Raw genomic sequence first — 17,852 nt, 5'->3', positions numbered from 1 at the left:
CGTATCTATAGGATCTATGAGGAAGGAGTTTCACCATGACGACGATATTTATATATGCATTGTTGGCTGTTTTGGTGGGGCTGATGATCTGGTTGAGAACCAAAAGACGAGGGGGGCCGGTAAAAGGAAACGGAATCCGGATTCTGCTCCCCTTGTTTATCGCGTTCCCGCTTATGATGATATCTGTGTACCAATTAATGCATATTCCCGGCCAAACGTACGCGCCCCCCGCCTTTTGGGAACTGCTGGTTGCCGGGCTATTAGGGGCTCTGTTTGGCTATGTTATTTTGCTGCATACGGCGTATGAAAGACGGGATGACGGTCTTATTTATCCCAAGCCGAACCAATATTTTAAATATATTATTATCGCTATTATCTTGATTCGCGTTGTTTTGACCCAGTACCTCAGTAGTCTGGGTACGTCTGAAGTTAGTATGCTGGCGATTACGATGGCGCTGGTGTATATCTCAATCTGGCGAATCGGGAGCTTTATCAAGTTTCGGAGAACGTTATCCGTATAACAATAGCAATGGGGTTAACAGCGGCTTACTATTCAAAAAGCGTTTATTCGCTTGGTGATAGGAGCCGCTTTTTTTGAGTTTCGGCAATTAGCAAGTTATCACACATTGTTATTGCTCCCCATATCCTTTATTCTAAGGCTTGTGGCTTGCATTGTAGCAGTACAATTATAAATTTTTGAAAGGAGGGTTATTGAGGTTTCAAAAGATTTAAATGGGGTTTAAAGTTAGATAGGCGGGGAAAAGTTGCTTTTTGCGATTAGGTGTAACTATATAAGTTACATAAAAGAAAATTGTCTTCCATATTTTATTTTATAGGTTGAGAGGGGTTCACATTCATGAAAAAACATACGGTTACTGCTGCACTCGCTGGTTTGCTTGTTCTGTCTTCTGCTGTACCGGCTTTAGCAGCCGAGGTAAAACCTACTACGGGTATTCAGGTTTGGGTAGATGGCAAGAAGGAGGCTTACAAAATTGCTCCTATCGTGAGAAATAAGCAGGTCTTAATTCCCTTGAGACAATTGGCCTCCAGTTTGGGAATTCCAATGGATGCCAAGCATATTACGTTCAATACGGCGCGACAAAGCACGACTATCCGATATGATCAGGCGACGGTTGTACTGGTGTCAGGCAGTCCGGAAGCGCAAATCAACGGGATTAAGGTACCGCTATCCACCTCGACCCTATTGACCAAACAAGGGGTAACTTATGTACCGGTTGATGTCGTCAAAGAAGCATGGGGCAAGCAAGTGATTTGGGACCCGGCCAGCCAAACGGTGCAAATCGGGGTGAGTAATAAGGATAAGGTCGTTGAAATCGTGAAAAGCTTTGAAACCGGAGATACGAAAGCGGCCGAGACCTGGATCAGCAAAGATCAGTACATTCAGCACAATCTGAGCTTTGCCAGCGGAAGAGATGCGTTGCTGCAAGGGATTAGCCAGTCGAAGGGAGCCAATGTACAGGTTGAAATCCAACGTGTAATTCAGGATGGCAATTATGTAGCGGTTCATTATAAAGAGTCCATTGCAGGAAAAACGAGCATTGTTTTTGATATTTTCCGCTTCGATAGCAATGGTAAAATTGTTGAGCATTGGGACAATATTCAGGACTCGGCTCCAGCTAATCCAAGCGGACGTACAATGATTGACGGAACAACACAGATCACGGATCTCAACCAAACTGAGACGAACAAAATGTTAATCCGCAAGTTTGTGGATGATATCCTGGTTGGCAAGAACCGCGCCGCACTGGAAAGCTACTATAACGGTGATCATTACATCCAGCATAACCCTCTTTTTGGTGACGGTGTATCCAATTTGAAGCAAGCATTTTCCGCAGCGGGAAGCCAAGGAGCTTCTTTTGGATATGGTCAGGTTCACATGGTTATTGGAGAAGGCAACTTCGTGCTGGTTCTGAGTGAATTGACATCATCTAAGGGAACTTCAGCCGCTGTCTATGATCTGTTCCGGGTAGAGAACGGTAAGGTAGGAGAACATTGGGACGTAGTTCAGGAGGTTCCAGCTAAAACAGAGTGGAAAAATACAAACGGTAAGTTTTAAAAAAAGTGAGTTTGGGATATGGCCTGATTGGCACGCTTTCCCAACCGTCCTGTTCCTGTTAAAATGATGCAAACATATAACAGGGGGTTGAACGATGGAAGGCTTGAAGCAGCGTGTGGGCTGCCTGCATGCACATCACTCGAACATAGCCTATGTGGAACGAGCTTTTGCTTCTTATGAGGTGGAGCTGATACATTTTGTGGACCCTGGGCTTATGCGCCGGATCTCGTCAGACCCGCATTTTTCTGCGGACGATGCCAGTCGCAAGGTAGAAGAGCAACTAAGCTGGATTGCCCAAAGCGACATAGACGTTATTTTGATAACGTGCACGAATTATATCGTTTTGGCAGAAAAGGCTCAATTGACCATGTCTACACCAGTAATTGCGCTGGATGAGCCCTTTTTTCATGAGATATGCGATGATTTGCTGCCACGGACCTTGGTATTCACGAATCCGGCTACTGTAGAGGGAACGATGAAGCGTCTTTATCATACGGCTGCTCTGTTAGGCAAACCAGATATCTCTTCTTGGATAGAGGTTAAGGTGGTGGAGGACGCTTTTGAACTGATTATGCAGGGACGTGAAGACGAGTATAAGGAATTGCTGGTTCGTTCGCTGTATGAGCTAAGGGAGGCTGATCCAAGCAGAGAGCTGGTTGTAGCACAGTTGTCTATGGTTGATGCTGCGTTACAGGTGGAGCTGGAGACGGGGGAAATGATTGACAATCCCTTACGGTCGTTGACGAATTTAATTGAGGATTTGTTAGGTTAAAAAAGTATAACTAAAAGAACTTCCAACCCGTGTTCTGGGACTATGGAAGTTCTTTTTTTGAGGCTGGCGAGCGGGTTACTTCTGCGTTGTTCATCACAGATTCTGTTGATCTTGGGTGATGAATGCTGCGCCTGCCGATTCTCTTTGGACAAGCGTAACGTATAAACGTTCATGCTCCACGTCTTCCCCGGCAATGATTTTGAGAACTTGTTCGGCAGCTACAGCGCCCCATTTACGTTTGGAATAGTCAATCGTTGTCAGACGGGGCTGAATATATTGCGCCAGCTCGATATTATCAAAGCCGACGATATGAATATCCTTGCCAATTGTCAGTTCTGATTGAGCCATTCGATTGTAAAAGCCCACTGCCATTTCATCATTGAGACAAAATACGGCTACAGGTTCCGAACCCGGGCCATCTTGTTGCCGCAAAATGATTTCAGCCGCCTGTTCGCCACCCGATTTCTCAAAATCGCCGTCAATTTCGATCATTTCAGCGACGCCGCTACGCTCAATGGTCTGCTTGACCGCCTGCATCCGTTGCCATGAATCGTAAGAACCTTCTGGTCCGGTAACCACATATAGCTTACGGTGTCCCAATTCCAATAAATGTTCGATTGCGAGAGCGGCGCCCGCTTTGTTATCCAGCAGCACCTGGTTAATGTTAGGATGATTCAGTTCACGGTCCAATACGACAATTTTATGTCCTCGCTCGGCATAGTTCAGTAGCTCCTGACTTTCAAACGTCTGATCCAGCACAATGGCGCCGTCGATCATGCGTTCCGGCAGCATTCGGTGAGATTGCTTACCGCTGCATACGATGAGATCATAACCCTTGCGGTTCAAAATTTCCTTGATGCCGTACAGTAAATCTCCATAAACGTCTCCACGAAAATCAGTCAGGAAAACGCCAATAATTTTGGTCTGCCTTTTCTTGAGATTACGTGCGGCGGCATTGGGCACATAGTTAAGCTCTTTGGCAATCGCTAAAATACGTGCGCAAGTTTCTTCTGTTACCTTATCGCTACCATTCAAGGCATATGAAACGGTAGATATGGAAACGCCCGCCTGTTTGGCGATATCTTTAATGCTGACCACATCGTCACCTCCTTGTCGTCCGTCTTATAATTGCTATTGTATATTCATTATTAACCACATATCTATTCTAAATGTCGTAGTTCTACACATAAGCAGCAAAGGGCGATCCCGCAAGATCGCCATCCCTTTGTTGCCTATACCAGATTTAGCATCAAAAACTCTTTATAAAATAATCTCCAGACGGTGTACACCGTCATGTTCTGCTAAGGCCTGCTCGAAAATCTCACGTTTGATGCGCAAGGCACCAGAGCGGTAGCGATTATCATCGGCTGGCACGCTTTCCAGTGGTGTCCCGTTCAATACTGCACGGCCTTGCTCACTACCAGTACGCTCTTGCAGCATGCGGTAGACGAAGGTAATTGGTTTTCCTGCAAAGGAAAATTCAAATTCCAATCCGTCGAGATGATCCGGCAGCACAGGGTCCAGGATCAGGTCTTCGCTCGACTGACGAATACCAAGGACATTCGATATGAGCTGATTCATGTAGATTCCCGGACCGCTGGAATAGATTCTCCAGCCGCCTTTGACGGGTATGGCTCCTTCACGCAGTTCACCAAACCGTTCCTGGGCTTCATAGCGGGTGTTAAATTTACCGTCCGAGCTACTGAAATAGGCGTTGCTTTGACGCCATTCGGCATTCGGTACGGACGCACGGATGCCGACCGGATTGATGAGCTTCAAGCTGTGCCAAGCGTCATCCCTGCGTCCCAACTTGGCCATCGCTTCCGCAAAGCGGATATGGGCATGCACATATTGCAGCCCGACCTCACGTCCAAAGTTGGCCGCTTGCTCTGCACGCTTGAAGTGCGAGCTCACACCGCCATCATACTGTGCAGGGCGGTTCATCAGACGCACACCATCCGGGCAGAGGAACTGCTCACGGATGAGCTGCTCATGAGCCAATGCTTGCTCAGGCGTGAGCAGCTGACTGATCATGCTGCGTGTCATTGGCAGCAACCGATAATGGATTCCTGTCTCGGTGTCAGACGGATGGAGCATCAGCTTAGGTTGACCGGGCTCTTCCATATACACGAAGCCCGGAATAATTCCGCTCTCCAGCATGTAGCGGTTAAAGTCTTTACGGATGCCATTAGCCATTTGATGTAGATCTTGTGCGATCTTGTCGGCTTCGCTTACTACACCCGCGGGGGCCTGCTCCAAAGCAGCAGCAAAGTTACTAATAACTTGGTAGGTGAGTGCAACCGTCCAGCTGCTCGCCATGTATTGCTTCAGCTGAGCATTGGCTGGCTGGAGGGTATCATCCCAATCGCCGTCGCCATAGGCCGACAAATACGTATCATGAAGGAAATTCTCCCGAATATATTCGATTTCCTTCAGGGCATGTTCCATGAGAGTCGCGGTTTGCTTGGTATAATCGAAAGTATGCCGATGGGTGTAAGGCACATTTTCTCCCAGAATACTGTAATCACGGGTAGCGGTCAAATAATCGCCCAGTACCTTGAGCGGCCAGACGATAATATCCCCATGGCTTTCTTCTTGCTGCACGTGAGTATAGTTGTCAAACATAAACCATTGCGGCCAGTTTCCGCTGTCCTCGTACTGATGGCTGAAAACAGTCAGCAGAATGGAACGTACCTCGTCGAACTTTTGCGTAGCTGAGAAGTATTCCACAGGCCCCTGACACACATCACGTGTTCCCCAGGCTGCACCGCCGTATTGCTCCAGACCGTGAGGCACAGAGTAGTGAACGAGCATATTGTGGGTGTACCACCAAGCCACTGCGTTCACACGGAATAGCTCGCTCGTTTCGTGTTGACCCAGCGACAGATGGAAACCGTTCATAAGCTCGGCAAAATATTCCCGATAGCGCTCGCGCTCATCTTCAAAGGAAGCGTGACGCTCTTTGTGCGTTGATTCTTGCCCGGCTGAAGGCCCATTCAGCCAACCCTGCACGGTGCAGGTCCATTCGCTGCTGTCACCCAGCTCCAGCACAACTAGGGACGCATCAGCGGAAGCTGTACCCTGTAGCAGTACGTGAGCGTCGCTCACCTGCTGTAATGGAGCACCCTCGACGTGCATTCGGTACAGCAGGTCTGGATAGGCTTCGGCACTCAGGGAAGCAGAGTCTGCCCGGAAGAGCAGGGCGTCACCTTCACGTTCCATATGAAACGGAAGCTCATATTCGTTCACATGCATAGACATTTGCTGGGTGATGAGGAACGGATAGGTTTTGCCGCTTGCCGCACGCATATGAAGCCGTACTTCTGGGCTATCGGCATTTGTATGGTTTGTAATAATGAATGTATCGTCAGCCGTTTTGTAGTACCAGCGCACATAATTAAAGCCAATCTCGAACAGGGAAGGCATCGTGAGCAGGCGGTATTTCCCTTGGACTCCGACATAGATACGCTGGCCGGATGTCTTGGGAATATTGAGCGCATTACGCGCGTTGGTGATCATTTTGTTGAAGTTTGTATTGCCGATCACGAGCTGGGAGTTGAACACCCCGTACATATAGGAGGTGGTTGTAATGGTTTCTTCCTTGCCTCCTGAGTAATGCCCGCCCATTAAAATGTGCCCATGGGGACGCTCTACACGAAGCTCTTTGGATTTGAGTACGACATGCTCATAGCTGTCCGTGAAAAAGGAAAGTAGTTCATCGCCATCCCGTTCTTCTTCCTGCCGTTTCGGGAAAAGTTGATTCACTTCGGCAGCGGTTAAGTCCAGCGTGCGCAGCGGCTCACCGATGGTTTGAGCTGGAGCCACACGCCCTGCCTGAAGATCACTTGCCGCGTGTGCCGGTATACTGGTCTCGGAAGCGTCCGCTAGAACGGTAGCTACTTCGTCACGTGCCTTTGTCACCAGCTCCTGATACTCCAGCTTTGTCACTGCGGCTGGATGATTGGGCTGGAACAGACCGTAAAAAGTAAAGCGAGCTTCCCCTGCAAGTTTCACCCGCTCAGATTGCAACGCGGTATAGGCGAATTCGTATTGGTACACTTCATTGGCGAGCGAGTCACGATGGAGTGCTTCCGGCTCATTCGTTTCTTTGTACGAAAGTCCAAAGAACTGAAATCCGTCAGTCGAGTAACCAACAGTGCGGGTTAACGAGCCTTGTTGAAGGTATGGGAACGCCTGACTTTGAGGCTGGTTTTGACGTGAGCAAACGGTGTAGCCTCTTTGTTCATCATGGTAGACGGTGTGGTCAATATATTGAGACAAATAAGCTTCATTACTGCGCACAGCGGCGGTATCGGCAATGCCAATATCCTGACCGTACACGACATCTGCTTCCACGTCATCGCCCTGTAGGGTTACATCCCAGAACCATACTCCCAGGCGGCTTAGCGTGAAGGTCACCTGATAGCCTACACCAGCGGTGAAACCCTCCCAAATAATCTGCTGATCCGTTTGTCGGATGACTCCCGGTGAGCGAATTCCAAGCAGGGGAGTGATACTTACACCGGACGGACGGTACAATCTCAAGTACAGATTGTTCAAGGAACCGTCGACTGAATTGGTCAACAGTTGGTTGATCATCGTTGAGCCGTGGGCGATCTTATACACATCACCGCTGCTCAAGAAGGTAAAAGACAGGTCGCCAGCTCGCAGCAAAATATTTTGATCCAGACTTGTATTCATCAAAGGGAACGCCTCACTTTCCTGTTTATTTCATTAACCGAAAACGGCTTTCACTAGTATCTCGGCTGTTAGGTCCTGTAAAGACGGCAAATTCACCGCTGTCACTACTGAAGCTCAAATCTGCATGATGATAGCGCAGCTGAGGCTCGGTCAATGCAAATTCAACTTCCCGGCTTTCGCCTGGGGCAAGAAGGACTTTGCAGAAATCTTTCAGTTCTTTCATTGGACGAACCGTATCACCGCTGATATCACGAACATAGAACTGGACGGTTTCCTCGACCGGACGTGTTCCTGTGTTCGTTACCTGCACTTTAATGGTCAGTTCCTGACCAGGTATAAGGGTATCGCCGGAAAGCTGTACGCTGTCATAGGCTACATCGGTGTAACTCAGTCCATAGCCGAACGGGAATAAAGGTTCGTTTGGTACGTCTAGATATTGGGACACGTAGCGTTCTTTTGTATTCGGATCTAACTGCGGGCGTCCCGTATTAAAATGATTGTAGTACACGGGCACCTGTCCGACCGATTGCGGGAATGACATGGTCAGGCGACCCGTAGGTTCGGCATCACCGTACAACAATTCGGCAATCGCCGCGCCGCCTTCACCACCAGGGAACCAGGCTTCCAATACGGCGTCTGCTTCTTCAATGACACCGTGCAGATCCAACGGACGACCATTAAATAATACGGCTACCATAGGCTTGTTCAGCGTCTTCAGGCGCTTCACTAGTTCCAACTGGGCTTGTGGCAGGCGAATATTGGAACGGCTGCCTGCTTCACCACTCATATCGGAGCGCTCACCAAGCGCCAACACGATAACCTCTGCTTGGCTGGCTGCTTGCAGAGCTTCCGCATATTGCTCCTCAGTTATATCGTCGATAGAGCAACCTGCCGCAACCGTGAGCAGCGAGGAGGATATTTTCGATTGGAACCCGTCGACAACGCGAATAGCTTCCTCCTGTGAACCACTCCACGACCAAGAGCCCAGGATATCACCGCTCTCTGCGAAAGGTCCGATCAACGCAATATGCTGATTGCGATTCAATGGAAGAACGGAATCATTTTTGAGCAATACGCAAGATTTAATAGCTAATTCTTTGGCAACCGTACGGTGAGCTTCGCAGAACACAACTTCACATTCACGCTCAGGGTCTGCGCCGCGTAGCGGGTTTTCGAACAAGCCCAGCTTTTGCTTGAGCTTCAATATACGCATCACGGCTTCATCAATGAGCGCTTCATCCAGTTGTCCGCTGCGAACCAGCTCAGGCAGATGCCCGTTATAGCAGGAGGTCATCATTTCAATATCTACGCCAGCCAGCAGTGCTTTCATTGCTGCCTCGCGCTCATCCTCGGCGATGCCGTGAGGGATAAGCTCCTTGATGGCGGCCCAATCCGAGATGAGTACACCATCAAAGCCCCATTCATCACGAAGCAAATCACGCATCAGGCGCTTATTGCCCGTTGCGGCTACGCCTTCTACGGTATTGAAGGACGTCATCACCATTTCGCAGCCTTCATCTAAAGCAGCTTTGTAGGAGGGGAGATAATACTCTCGCAGCTGCCAGGCGGATACATCTACAGTGTTGTAATCCCGTCCGCCTTCGCCAGCTCCATATGCGGCAAAATGCTTCACGCATGCGGCCACCCGGTCGGTATCGTTCGTCAGATCTTTACCCTGAAACCCGCGCACAAACGCACGAGCAAATTCGCTGTTGAGGTAAGGGTCTTCCCCTGTAGATTCCATCACACGGCCCCAGCGCGGGTCACGCACCAGATCGACCATAGGAGCGAATGTGACGTGAACACCGGATACAGCCGCCTCGCGGGCTGCAATGGTAGCGCTCTCTTCTGCAAGTTGCATATCCCATGAGCAACCAATGGCCAGCGGGATAGGGAAAATCGTTTTGAAGCCGTGTACAATATCTGCCATAATTAAAAGCGGAATACCCAGACGATTTTTACTCAAATGAGCCTGCTGAACACGAATCGCTTCCTTGGCCCCTGCGATACCAAGCACGGAACCGACGTTATGGACATTTTCCTCTGTGATGCCGAGAGAAGCCATGGGGCCAGTAATTTGACTATCCGTTCCCGCTTCTTCAAAGAAGGCACCCACAAGCTGTAGCAGTTGATCGACTTTTTCTTCAAGCGTCATGTTTTCTAAATAGGAATTCAGGTGTTGTTCCATCATAATCCTCCATAAGCTGTATTGTTGGTGGACAGCTCTTTTTTTTCAGATTCATGAGATTTTTTTGGATAAAATTGATTCAAAAAAGTGCTGAACAGGCTAATAGCTAGTATAGAAGCATAATATTCTGTCGTATTATTAATCGAAACGTTTCTATTGTTGAACTCAGTTGGATTATATACGCTTTCAAATGGAGAGTCAAATCCAATTCAGGGGGTTTTTATAGGCTAAATAACGTAATAAAGATGATATAAACGAAAAAAAGTCGGGATTCTGAGCGAATAAAATATAATATTCCTATTGAATACGGTTTCAATTTGTTCTATAATGACTATCGAAACGTTTCTATTGACGGGTATGGTCCTTGTGCTTTGAACATAAGTGTTATAGCGGTATGCTTTAATCGCTATGTATTTACATGCATCAGGATTTTGCAAGATTCGATTCCAGTCGCTCCAAAATGCAATATATAGATGAACGAGACCATTTCGTTCTATATATTGTTCATTGGAAGTCGCTAATTGTATTTTCGCAAAATCCTCGTATTTGAATCCGTTATCATATTGCATGATCGGTAAACCGATCATCTCGGGAGGAATTCGTATGATGAAAAGAACGTTGGGGATCATTTTGGCAAGCACCTTATTACTGGGGGGCGCGCTGGCAGGCTGCTCGTCCAAGGATGATTCGTCTGGCAAAGATGCGAACGGCAAGACGACCATCACCATGTGGGGCATGGGAGCAGAAGGGAAACTGCTGCCTGAAATTGTAAAAGATTTTGAGAAAGAAAATCCAGATATTCACGTTGATGTACAGGCGTTGCCTTGGGATAACGCTCACGATAAGCTGCTGACAGCAGTTGCTTCAAAATCCGGTCCGGACGTGGTTCAGTTAGGTACATCATGGGTTCCCGAACTTGCGTCTGCGGGTGCATTGACGGATATTACCCCTTATATCAGCAAGTATCCTGAACTGGAATCGAAGAATTTCTTCGAGGGTGCTGTAGGTACGACAAAATTTGAAGGGAAACCGGTCGGTGTGCCTTGGTACACTGAAACGAGAGTTTTGTTCTATCGTTCCGACCTACTGAAACAAGTCGGATATAATGAAGCACCTAAAACGTGGGAAGAGCTTTCCGATGCTGCCCAAAAGCTGGCGGCTCGGGGCAAAGGCAAATATGGTATCTCCTTTAGTGCAAAGGAGCAGTCTATGGGCTTTATGTTTGCTCTCCAGAACGGTTCCAAACTGGTTGACGAGCAGGGCAATCCGTTGTTCAACCAACCACCGTTTGTAGATGCTGTGAAGTATTTGAATACTTTTTTCCAAAACGGCTCTAACGCAGTGGATATTGGAATTGACTCTGTTCAAGGTTTACAAGGTGATGGTATCGTTCCAATGTTTATCAGCGGTCCTTTTATGATTAAAGAAATCAAGAGCAAGGCACCAGAACTGGAAGGTAAATGGAATATAGCGGAGCTTCCTGGCAAAGTAAACAACCTGTCCGTTTTGGGTGGAGCGAACCTTTCAATTATGCAATTCAGCAAGCACCCAGAGGAGTCGGCCAAATTCATGGCTTACATGAGTAAACCAGAAACGCAGCTGAAATGGATGGAACTGTCCAGTAACTTGCCTGCGGCTACTAAATCGTGGGAAGATGCCAAGCTTAAGAGTGATCCGATGCTTCAAACGATTCGTAAACAGCTGGACCATTCCGCAGCATTGCCGCAACTGGCAGCATGGGAAGAGGTTTCTCAACAATTCATCAAGAGCTTTGAGCGTGTTTACCGTGGTCAAGCGGACGTACAGAAGGAAATGGATGACTTTAATCAGCAGGCTGCAAGTATTATGAAAAAATAATGATCCATATCCGCCATTGTCAAAGGGAGTGAAGGCATGAAAGGAAGCTCGCAGAAGCTTGCGCCATACTTGTTTATCGGTCCCTCCATCATCCTGTTGACGCTGTTTTCGCTGTTGCCGATTCTACTGGCGCTCGTAATCAGCTTCACGGATATGGATCTGTCAGGACTCGTTAATTATGATAGTATTCGCTTTATAGGTCTGGAAAATTATACAAACGTACTAATGGACCCTTCCTTTATAAAGTCCCTTGGTAATACCCTGTTCTTCGTCATCATCGGTGTTCCGTTGGTGCTGATATTTTCGCTTAGCATCGCGATTCTGATTAACATGGGTAAATCACGTGCTTTTAAAGTATTCCGCGTCGTGTTCTATCTACCGTCCGTAACGAATGTGGTTGCGGTCGCAGTCGTTTGGAGTTATCTATATAATCCGACGCTTGGATTATTCAACTATGTACTTGGTTTAATGAATTTAGGTCCCGTCCCATGGCTGACCGATCCAACAGTAGCGAAGGTTTCGTTGATTGTGTTGGCAGTTTGGCGGGGCATCGGCTTAAACATGATTATTTTTATTGCGGCTATTAAAGGGATTCCGGGTTCTTATTATGAAGCGGCTCAGCTTGACGGTGCCAATACATGGCAGCAAATTCGTTATATTACGCTTCCGCAGCTTCGTTACGCTATTTTCTTCGTGTCCATCACGACGATGATTGGCTGGCTGCAATTTTTCGAGGAACCGTTTGTCATGACTAAAGGGAAACCGCTCGATGGCACGCTGACAGCATCCCTGTTCATTTACAATAACGGCTTCCAATTTAGTAAATTCGGGTATGCCGCGGCGGGATCGTTCATTCTGTTCTTCGCGATCATCGCGGTGACGCTGATTCAGTTCCGTTTGCAAAATAAAGCGGAGTCCTGATAGAGAGAGGTGATGAACGTGAAAACAGCTGTTCAGCAAGCCCGCGCCAATACGCGCAGTGGTGAAAAAACATTTCAATGGTTCGTGGCGATTCTCCTGACCGTGGGAGGTCTGTTGATGGTGCTGCCTTTTGCGTGGATGATTTTATCCTCCTTTAAGACAGAGGGTGAGGTAACCAAAATTCCTCCGACCATCTGGCCGCAGCATTTTACACTGGATAATTTTAAATTACTATTCGATAGCATGGCTTTTGGAACCTATCTGACGAATACGCTGATCATTGTTTTAGCTTCCTTCTTCGGATTATTCCTGAATGCCATGGCGGGTTATGGCTTTGCCAAATTCCAATTTAAAGGCAAAGGGTTTCTGTTCTACCTGGTACTGGCAACGATGATGATTCCAGGTCAAGTGACGATGATTCCCGTCTATTTGATCCTGAACCAGATGGGATTGACCAATTCCATGCTAGGGATTGTCCTTCCTGGATTGGTAGGTGCGTTCGCGATCTTCCTGTTCCGGCAGTTCATGTCCGATATCCCGGAAGAACTGCTGGAGGCGACACGTCTTGATGGAGCAGGGGAGTTCCGTACTTTTCTGCAAATCGTATTGCCTATCTCGACACCAATTCTGGCAGTACAGGCCATTTTAACCTTTATCGGTGGATGGAATAGCTTCCTGTGGCCGCTCATTATTGCGAACGATGAGAAGCTGTACACCTTGTCCGTCGGGCTGTCACTGCTCAAGGGGCAGAACGAAAGTCAATTTGCTCTTCAAATGGCAGGCTCGACCTTCATGGTCGTTCCGATCATGATTATCTTCATTGTTTTCCAAAAGTATATTATTGAGAACTATACGATTTCGGGGATTAAGTAATAGTGTAGTATGAATACAAGTCATAGTCACAAGAACGAACAGCGAAGCTTCTCTTTGGGAGAGGGGCTCCGCTGTTTTTGCTGTACATAGATATATTTATATATGAGTTAGACAATATTGATGGGACAATGTACGAAGTTTTCTTTTCAGTCTATAGATTCGAGTCGTTGTAGCCGTAACCGAAATATTATATTTGGTAGCGAGCAAGGGCACAGCTAGTTGTCGACAAAAGTAGTCTTCATAGAGTGTATATTCATTGTTGGAAAGCTGCATTAGAATATTAACGATAACCGTATCCACATCTCCCAATCTACGATTTTCCCACTCCTCCTCTACCGAATTTGAAAAACTACAGATTTTCTCACATTCAAGCGTAGTTTCATGCTTTTTTTGTGTATAGTAGCACCTAAATGATTTATATATAAGATTTTTAGCCGTAAGGTACAGCCAACCCTTTACATTGGGGTGATGTTTGAGCTTGACCAATTGCTGTCTTGCCGCTACAAAAGTATCTTGTGTACATTCTTCTGCCATAAATGTAAAGCAAGACTGATTCTTGATTAAATGCATACAGAAACGATATACCTCACTCAGATAAAGTTCACAAATTTTTCTGTAAAAGCATCTGGAACTACCTCTGCACTGATCCTCTTTGCAACAGTCGATAACCATCGTAGTCGGCATTTGTTCAAGCCCCCTTTGGACGGATAAAAAAATAAATGATTTTTGTATGTGCCAATCATATACATTAATTCCAATTTTCAAGAATGACATAAATCATATTTAATCTCGTAAATGTGGAATTACTAGAACAGTTAAAAGATATTTTAGGGTGATTTTGATTCTGATACGGAATTAGTTAATAGGGGGAGAGGGTGCACCTGGTGAAAGGGGGGGAAGGATGAAAGAATCCATAGTATATAAACGTTTGGCAGCAACATTTAGACCTTATCTGAAGACGGTCACTATCATTTTGATATGTCTTATCCTATCAGCGGGCTTGAATATATTATTGCCTTTAACAAGTAAGGTTATTGTGGATCAAGGTCTTCTGAAAGGGAATATGCAGGCTGTAATCCTGTACACTTCTGCTGCGTTTTTAATCGTTTGCTTGGACAAGCTGTTGAATTTGTGTAAAGAAACCTTTCGGGCAGGCTTAAGCGCACAGGTTACCTTTTCATTATTTGAAAAGGCGTATCTGCATCTGACAAGAGTACGAATGAGTTATTTTAACCGAACCAATGAAGCGGAGCTGCTGAACCAAATTGGCACGGATGTAGGCAATGTATCGAGGATCACAGATAGTGGAGTATTTTTTGTCATTATGCAGGCGTTCAGCATGATTGGTGGTTTATGTGGTTTGCTGCTCATTAACTGGAAAATGACTGTAATCGTGCTGTGCTTTTTACCCATCAAATATGTTGTGGTGAAGTATTTTGTGAAGCGTAGAAAAAAACTGGTGGGGGATTTAATTGAAGGCAGTAGTGATTTTGCCCAGTGGTTTGGGGAATCTGTCGGGGGCATGAAGGAGCAGCGAATGTTTGGTCTTATTCCACATAAGCATCAGCAGTTCTCATCCAAGCAGCGTCGAATTGTAGAATCAGAACGGAAATTATCACTTCTGGACGCCTGGAATATCGCTTCGGAATCTATTTTAATTCAGCTTCTAATGATGTTTTTGTACGTTGTGGGTGCTAATCTTATTTTTCGTTTACAGCTTACTGTAGGTGGGATTTTTGCCTTTGTTTCTTACAGTGCTTATGTTACCACTCCTGTTTTCGCTATTTTAAACATTGGCTACATGCTGGCTGAAGTCGTTCCCTCCGCCATTCGATATTATCAGTTCTTGGATTGGGCAGAGGAAGAAACATCTAATTCAGTCACTCCAGCGTCTATACTAACTGAGCCGCCATTCGAAGATCACATTGCATTTCATAATGTTTCTTTTTCCTATACCAAGGATGAACCCGTACTGCCCCACGTGAGCTTTAGGATTGCCCGAGGTGAAAAAGTAGCTATCATTGGAGCAAATGGGGCAGGGAAGTCTACGTTGCTGGATCTGATTATGAGATTCAGCCAGCCTGATCAAGGGATAATCACTTATGACGGCATTGACATCCAAAGCTATGAAATAGATGTGTATCGAAGTCAAATAGCTTTGGTCAGTCAGCAGGTGTATTTATTTGATACTACTATTTTTGGCAATATCCGCATAGGCACAGAAGTCACTAATGATGCAATAGAGGCCATTATCGCGGAGGTTGGTCTGGAAGAATTGGTTCAGAACTCGGCAGATGACTTCCCTATAGGCTCGAATGGCTCCAGATTGTCGGGTGGGCAAAGACAGAAAATTGCTATGGCCCGGGCATTGATCAGGGAAGCGCCATTGTTTATTCTCGACGAGGTGACCTCCAATCTAGACACAGCAGCTAGGCTAAATGTTCAGCAATTGTTGAAGACCCGGTTGCGTGATAAGACCGTAATCATCGTTACACATCGCAGCGAGATATTAGCGCATGTCGATAGAGTTATTTTGTTGGAGAACGGCGAACCAGCCCAAATAGGATCACACTCCCATTTTATGACCTGTCATGCAGAATACAGAGGATGGGTATTAGGGGAAGAAGAGGTCCCCATAAAATGATGAAAAAAACAAACGCTTTCATAGTGTGATTTAACACCATGTACGGAATTAGTATAGGTGAACACCTTTTTAAATCATATCATGAATGGGAGGAGTAGTTTAACATGCGTAAGCTTGTGAAGAGAAGCACGAATGTAGGCGACACGATTGAGGCATTTGGCTGTGGTTGTTCCTGTTATTGTCCTTGCTCCTGTTATTGCGCAGGCAGTTTGACTCGAAGCTCCAATACTCAGCGTGAAAGTGACGGTTCTTATCGCAGAGATAACGGAACTGGAATTGGTAATTATTAAGCTTGTATCTGTATGGAGGAGCCTGGGCATTCCAGGCTTCTGTCCACATCAAAACAGAGTAGGTGTGAATCATGAACATGTGCCAACCCTTTATATACACATTTCAGACGAGACTCCACCATTATGCATATGATGTAAATACCAACTTGATCTTGCGGATTAAAGAGGAGGCCTACCATTTTCTGAATTCGCATTCCAGCTTCGACCTGGATCAGATGGAGGCTACACCGGAATTGCAGCACTATATCCGTGACTTGTTGGATAACGGATTTTTATCTTCACAGCGTCCGCAGATTATGAATCATCCCAAGACAAAGCACCTGGAGCATATGCTTCAGCATCAGCTGAAGACCCTCACCTTACAGGTAACTCAAAATTGCAATCTTAGATGCTCTTACTGCGTTTATTCAGGAGGATATGACAATCGAGGTCATACCAGTCTGATGATGGATTTTGAGACAGCGCGCAAGTGTATTGATTTTGTCATTGATAGGTCAGTAGACAGTGACCGTTTGGATTTTGGTTTTTATGGGGGAGAGCCGCTTATTAATTTTCCGTTGGTCAAGAAGTGTGTGGAATATATCAAGGAGCAGGTAGCGTATAGAGATGTAGGCTTTCATTTGACGACCAATGGTACGCTGCTTAATGACGATATTTTGGCCTTTCTGGATGAACATCGTTTTGTGCTTACGATCAGTCTGGACGGAGATCAAGAGAATCATGACAGAAACAGACGATTTGCTGTTAACGGGCGGGGTACCTTCGATACGATTATTGCGAATGTGGATAAAATTAAGAGAAATTACCCGGACCTCTTTGAATGGATTAATTTTAATGTGGTGCTGGATACCCGTAATGATTTTGGATGTATCAATGATTTTTATACGAATTATGAAACCTTCGAAAGCCTGTACAGTGTAAGGTCGTCCTACATTAACGATGCTTATGTGAAGGATGAAATTTTGTACAGAAATGAATTTATTGAGCAGAGAGGCTATGAGGTAGTTAAAATGATGCTTTCCAAGTTTGGAAGAGTAGATGAAAATCATGTCTCCAAGCTGATTAAGGACTATTATATTCAGATGTATTTCCGTATGTTTCATTATAGAAAGCCTTCTGCGGGGATGCCGATAGAAGCGCATCATGGTGGACCCTGTGTGCCTGGTGTACAGCGATTGTTTGCGGATGTGCATGGAAATCTGTATCCATGTGAACGGGTCAGTGAGCAGTCGGAGGTGGTGCAGATTGGAAAAGTGGACACAGGCTTTGAAGTGGATAAAATCAGCCAGATTTTGAATGTAGGGACAATCACGGAGGATGCATGTAAAAACTGTTGGAATTTCCGTTTTTGTACGCTGTGTGTTGCTGTAGCAGATGATTTGCATACCTTGTCCAAAGAAAAGAAGCTGAGTCATTGTTCGGTAGTCAAAAATGATATTAGGCATACCTTACTTGATTATTGCATGATGAATGAGCTGGGCTATGATTTCTCCGAGGATACGATTCTCGATTTTGAAAAAGCATGAGGG

13 protein-coding genes are annotated in these 17,852 nt (G+C 46.1%); 9 read left to right on the top strand and 4 right to left on the bottom strand.

The window, feature by feature from the left end:
* The first annotated feature begins 35 nt into the window (after positions 1–35).
* From MKX59_RS26250 to MKX59_RS26240, 3 genes are all read left to right on the top strand, one after another.
* Positions 36–521 (top strand): CcdC protein domain-containing protein, encoded by a 486-nt coding sequence (locus MKX59_RS26250; RefSeq protein WP_209940820.1) that lies wholly within the window; start codon positions 36–38, stop codon positions 519–521.
* A gap of 335 nt (positions 522–856) precedes the next feature.
* Positions 857–2,077, top strand: a complete 1,221-nt coding sequence (locus tag MKX59_RS26245; RefSeq protein ID WP_340859410.1) for a stalk domain-containing protein — start codon at positions 857–859, stop codon at positions 2,075–2,077.
* 94 nt (positions 2,078–2,171) lie between these two features.
* Positions 2,172–2,849, top strand: a complete 678-nt coding sequence (locus MKX59_RS26240; RefSeq protein ID WP_340859409.1) for a hypothetical protein — start codon at positions 2,172–2,174, stop codon at positions 2,847–2,849.
* A 93-nt stretch (positions 2,850–2,942) separates the two neighbouring features.
* Here MKX59_RS26240 and MKX59_RS26235 read toward each other — a convergent pair whose 3' ends face one another.
* From MKX59_RS26235 to bglX, 3 genes are all read right to left on the bottom strand, one after another.
* On the bottom strand, positions 2,943–3,947 hold the full coding sequence (locus MKX59_RS26235; RefSeq protein WP_076295740.1) for a LacI family DNA-binding transcriptional regulator: 1,005 nt from the start codon (positions 3,945–3,947) through the stop codon (positions 2,943–2,945).
* Positions 3,948–4,109: 162 nt separating this feature from the next.
* Positions 4,110–7,550 carry a GH36-type glycosyl hydrolase domain-containing protein gene (locus tag MKX59_RS26230; RefSeq protein WP_340859454.1) on the bottom strand — a complete coding sequence of 1,147 codons (3,441 nt, stop codon included), beginning with the start codon at positions 7,548–7,550 and terminating at the stop codon, positions 4,110–4,112.
* A gap of 25 nt (positions 7,551–7,575) precedes the next feature.
* The gene (bglX, locus tag MKX59_RS26225; protein WP_340859453.1) at positions 7,576–9,738 is read right to left on the bottom strand and encodes a beta-glucosidase BglX; all 2,163 of its coding nucleotides are present in this window, start codon (positions 9,736–9,738) and stop codon (positions 7,576–7,578) included.
* Between the two features lie 603 nt (positions 9,739–10,341).
* On the opposite strand from bglX, the gene MKX59_RS26220 reads away from it, so the two are divergent.
* The 3 genes from MKX59_RS26220 to MKX59_RS26210 are packed head-to-tail and all read left to right on the top strand — an operon-like array spanning position 10,342 to position 13,389.
* Complete coding sequence (locus MKX59_RS26220) at positions 10,342–11,595, top strand: extracellular solute-binding protein (protein WP_028541957.1); 1,254 nt, start codon at positions 10,342–10,344, stop codon at positions 11,593–11,595.
* A gap of 36 nt (positions 11,596–11,631) precedes the next feature.
* Positions 11,632–12,516 carry a carbohydrate ABC transporter permease gene (locus MKX59_RS26215; protein ID WP_028541958.1) on the top strand — a complete coding sequence of 295 codons (885 nt, stop codon included), beginning with the start codon at positions 11,632–11,634 and terminating at the stop codon, positions 12,514–12,516.
* Between the two features lie 18 nt (positions 12,517–12,534).
* On the top strand, positions 12,535–13,389 hold the full coding sequence (locus MKX59_RS26210) for a carbohydrate ABC transporter permease (protein ID WP_023986622.1): 855 nt from the start codon (positions 12,535–12,537) through the stop codon (positions 13,387–13,389).
* 96 nt (positions 13,390–13,485) lie between these two features.
* On the opposite strand, the gene MKX59_RS26205 is transcribed toward MKX59_RS26210, so the two are convergent.
* Entirely contained in the window at positions 13,486–14,061 is a 576-nt protein-coding gene (locus MKX59_RS26205; RefSeq protein ID WP_226887856.1) for an RNA polymerase sigma factor, read from the bottom strand.
* A gap of 229 nt (positions 14,062–14,290) precedes the next feature.
* On the opposite strand from MKX59_RS26205, the gene MKX59_RS26200 reads away from it, so the two are divergent.
* The 3 genes from MKX59_RS26200 to ccpM all read left to right on the top strand — a co-directional run bounded on the left by MKX59_RS26200 (position 14,291) and on the right by ccpM (position 17,849).
* Entirely contained in the window at positions 14,291–16,033 is a 1,743-nt protein-coding gene (locus MKX59_RS26200; RefSeq protein ID WP_340859408.1) for an ABC transporter ATP-binding protein, read from the top strand.
* 104 nt (positions 16,034–16,137) lie between these two features.
* Positions 16,138–16,323: a CLI_3235 family bacteriocin precursor gene (locus MKX59_RS26195; RefSeq protein WP_071559456.1), complete on the top strand. Its 186-nt coding sequence runs from the start codon at positions 16,138–16,140 to the stop codon at positions 16,321–16,323.
* A gap of 71 nt (positions 16,324–16,394) precedes the next feature.
* Complete coding sequence (gene ccpM / locus MKX59_RS26190) at positions 16,395–17,849, top strand: Cys-rich peptide radical SAM maturase CcpM (protein WP_226887854.1); 1,455 nt, start codon at positions 16,395–16,397, stop codon at positions 17,847–17,849.
* Positions 17,850–17,852: the final 3 nt, after the last annotated feature.

The organism is Paenibacillus sp. FSL R7-0340 (genome assembly GCF_038002205.1).
GTDB lineage: Bacteria > Bacillota > Bacilli > Paenibacillales > Paenibacillaceae > Paenibacillus > Paenibacillus polymyxa_B.
The sequence above is the reverse complement of the archived record's forward strand: the minus strand, read 5'-3'. Positions and strand labels throughout refer to the sequence as shown.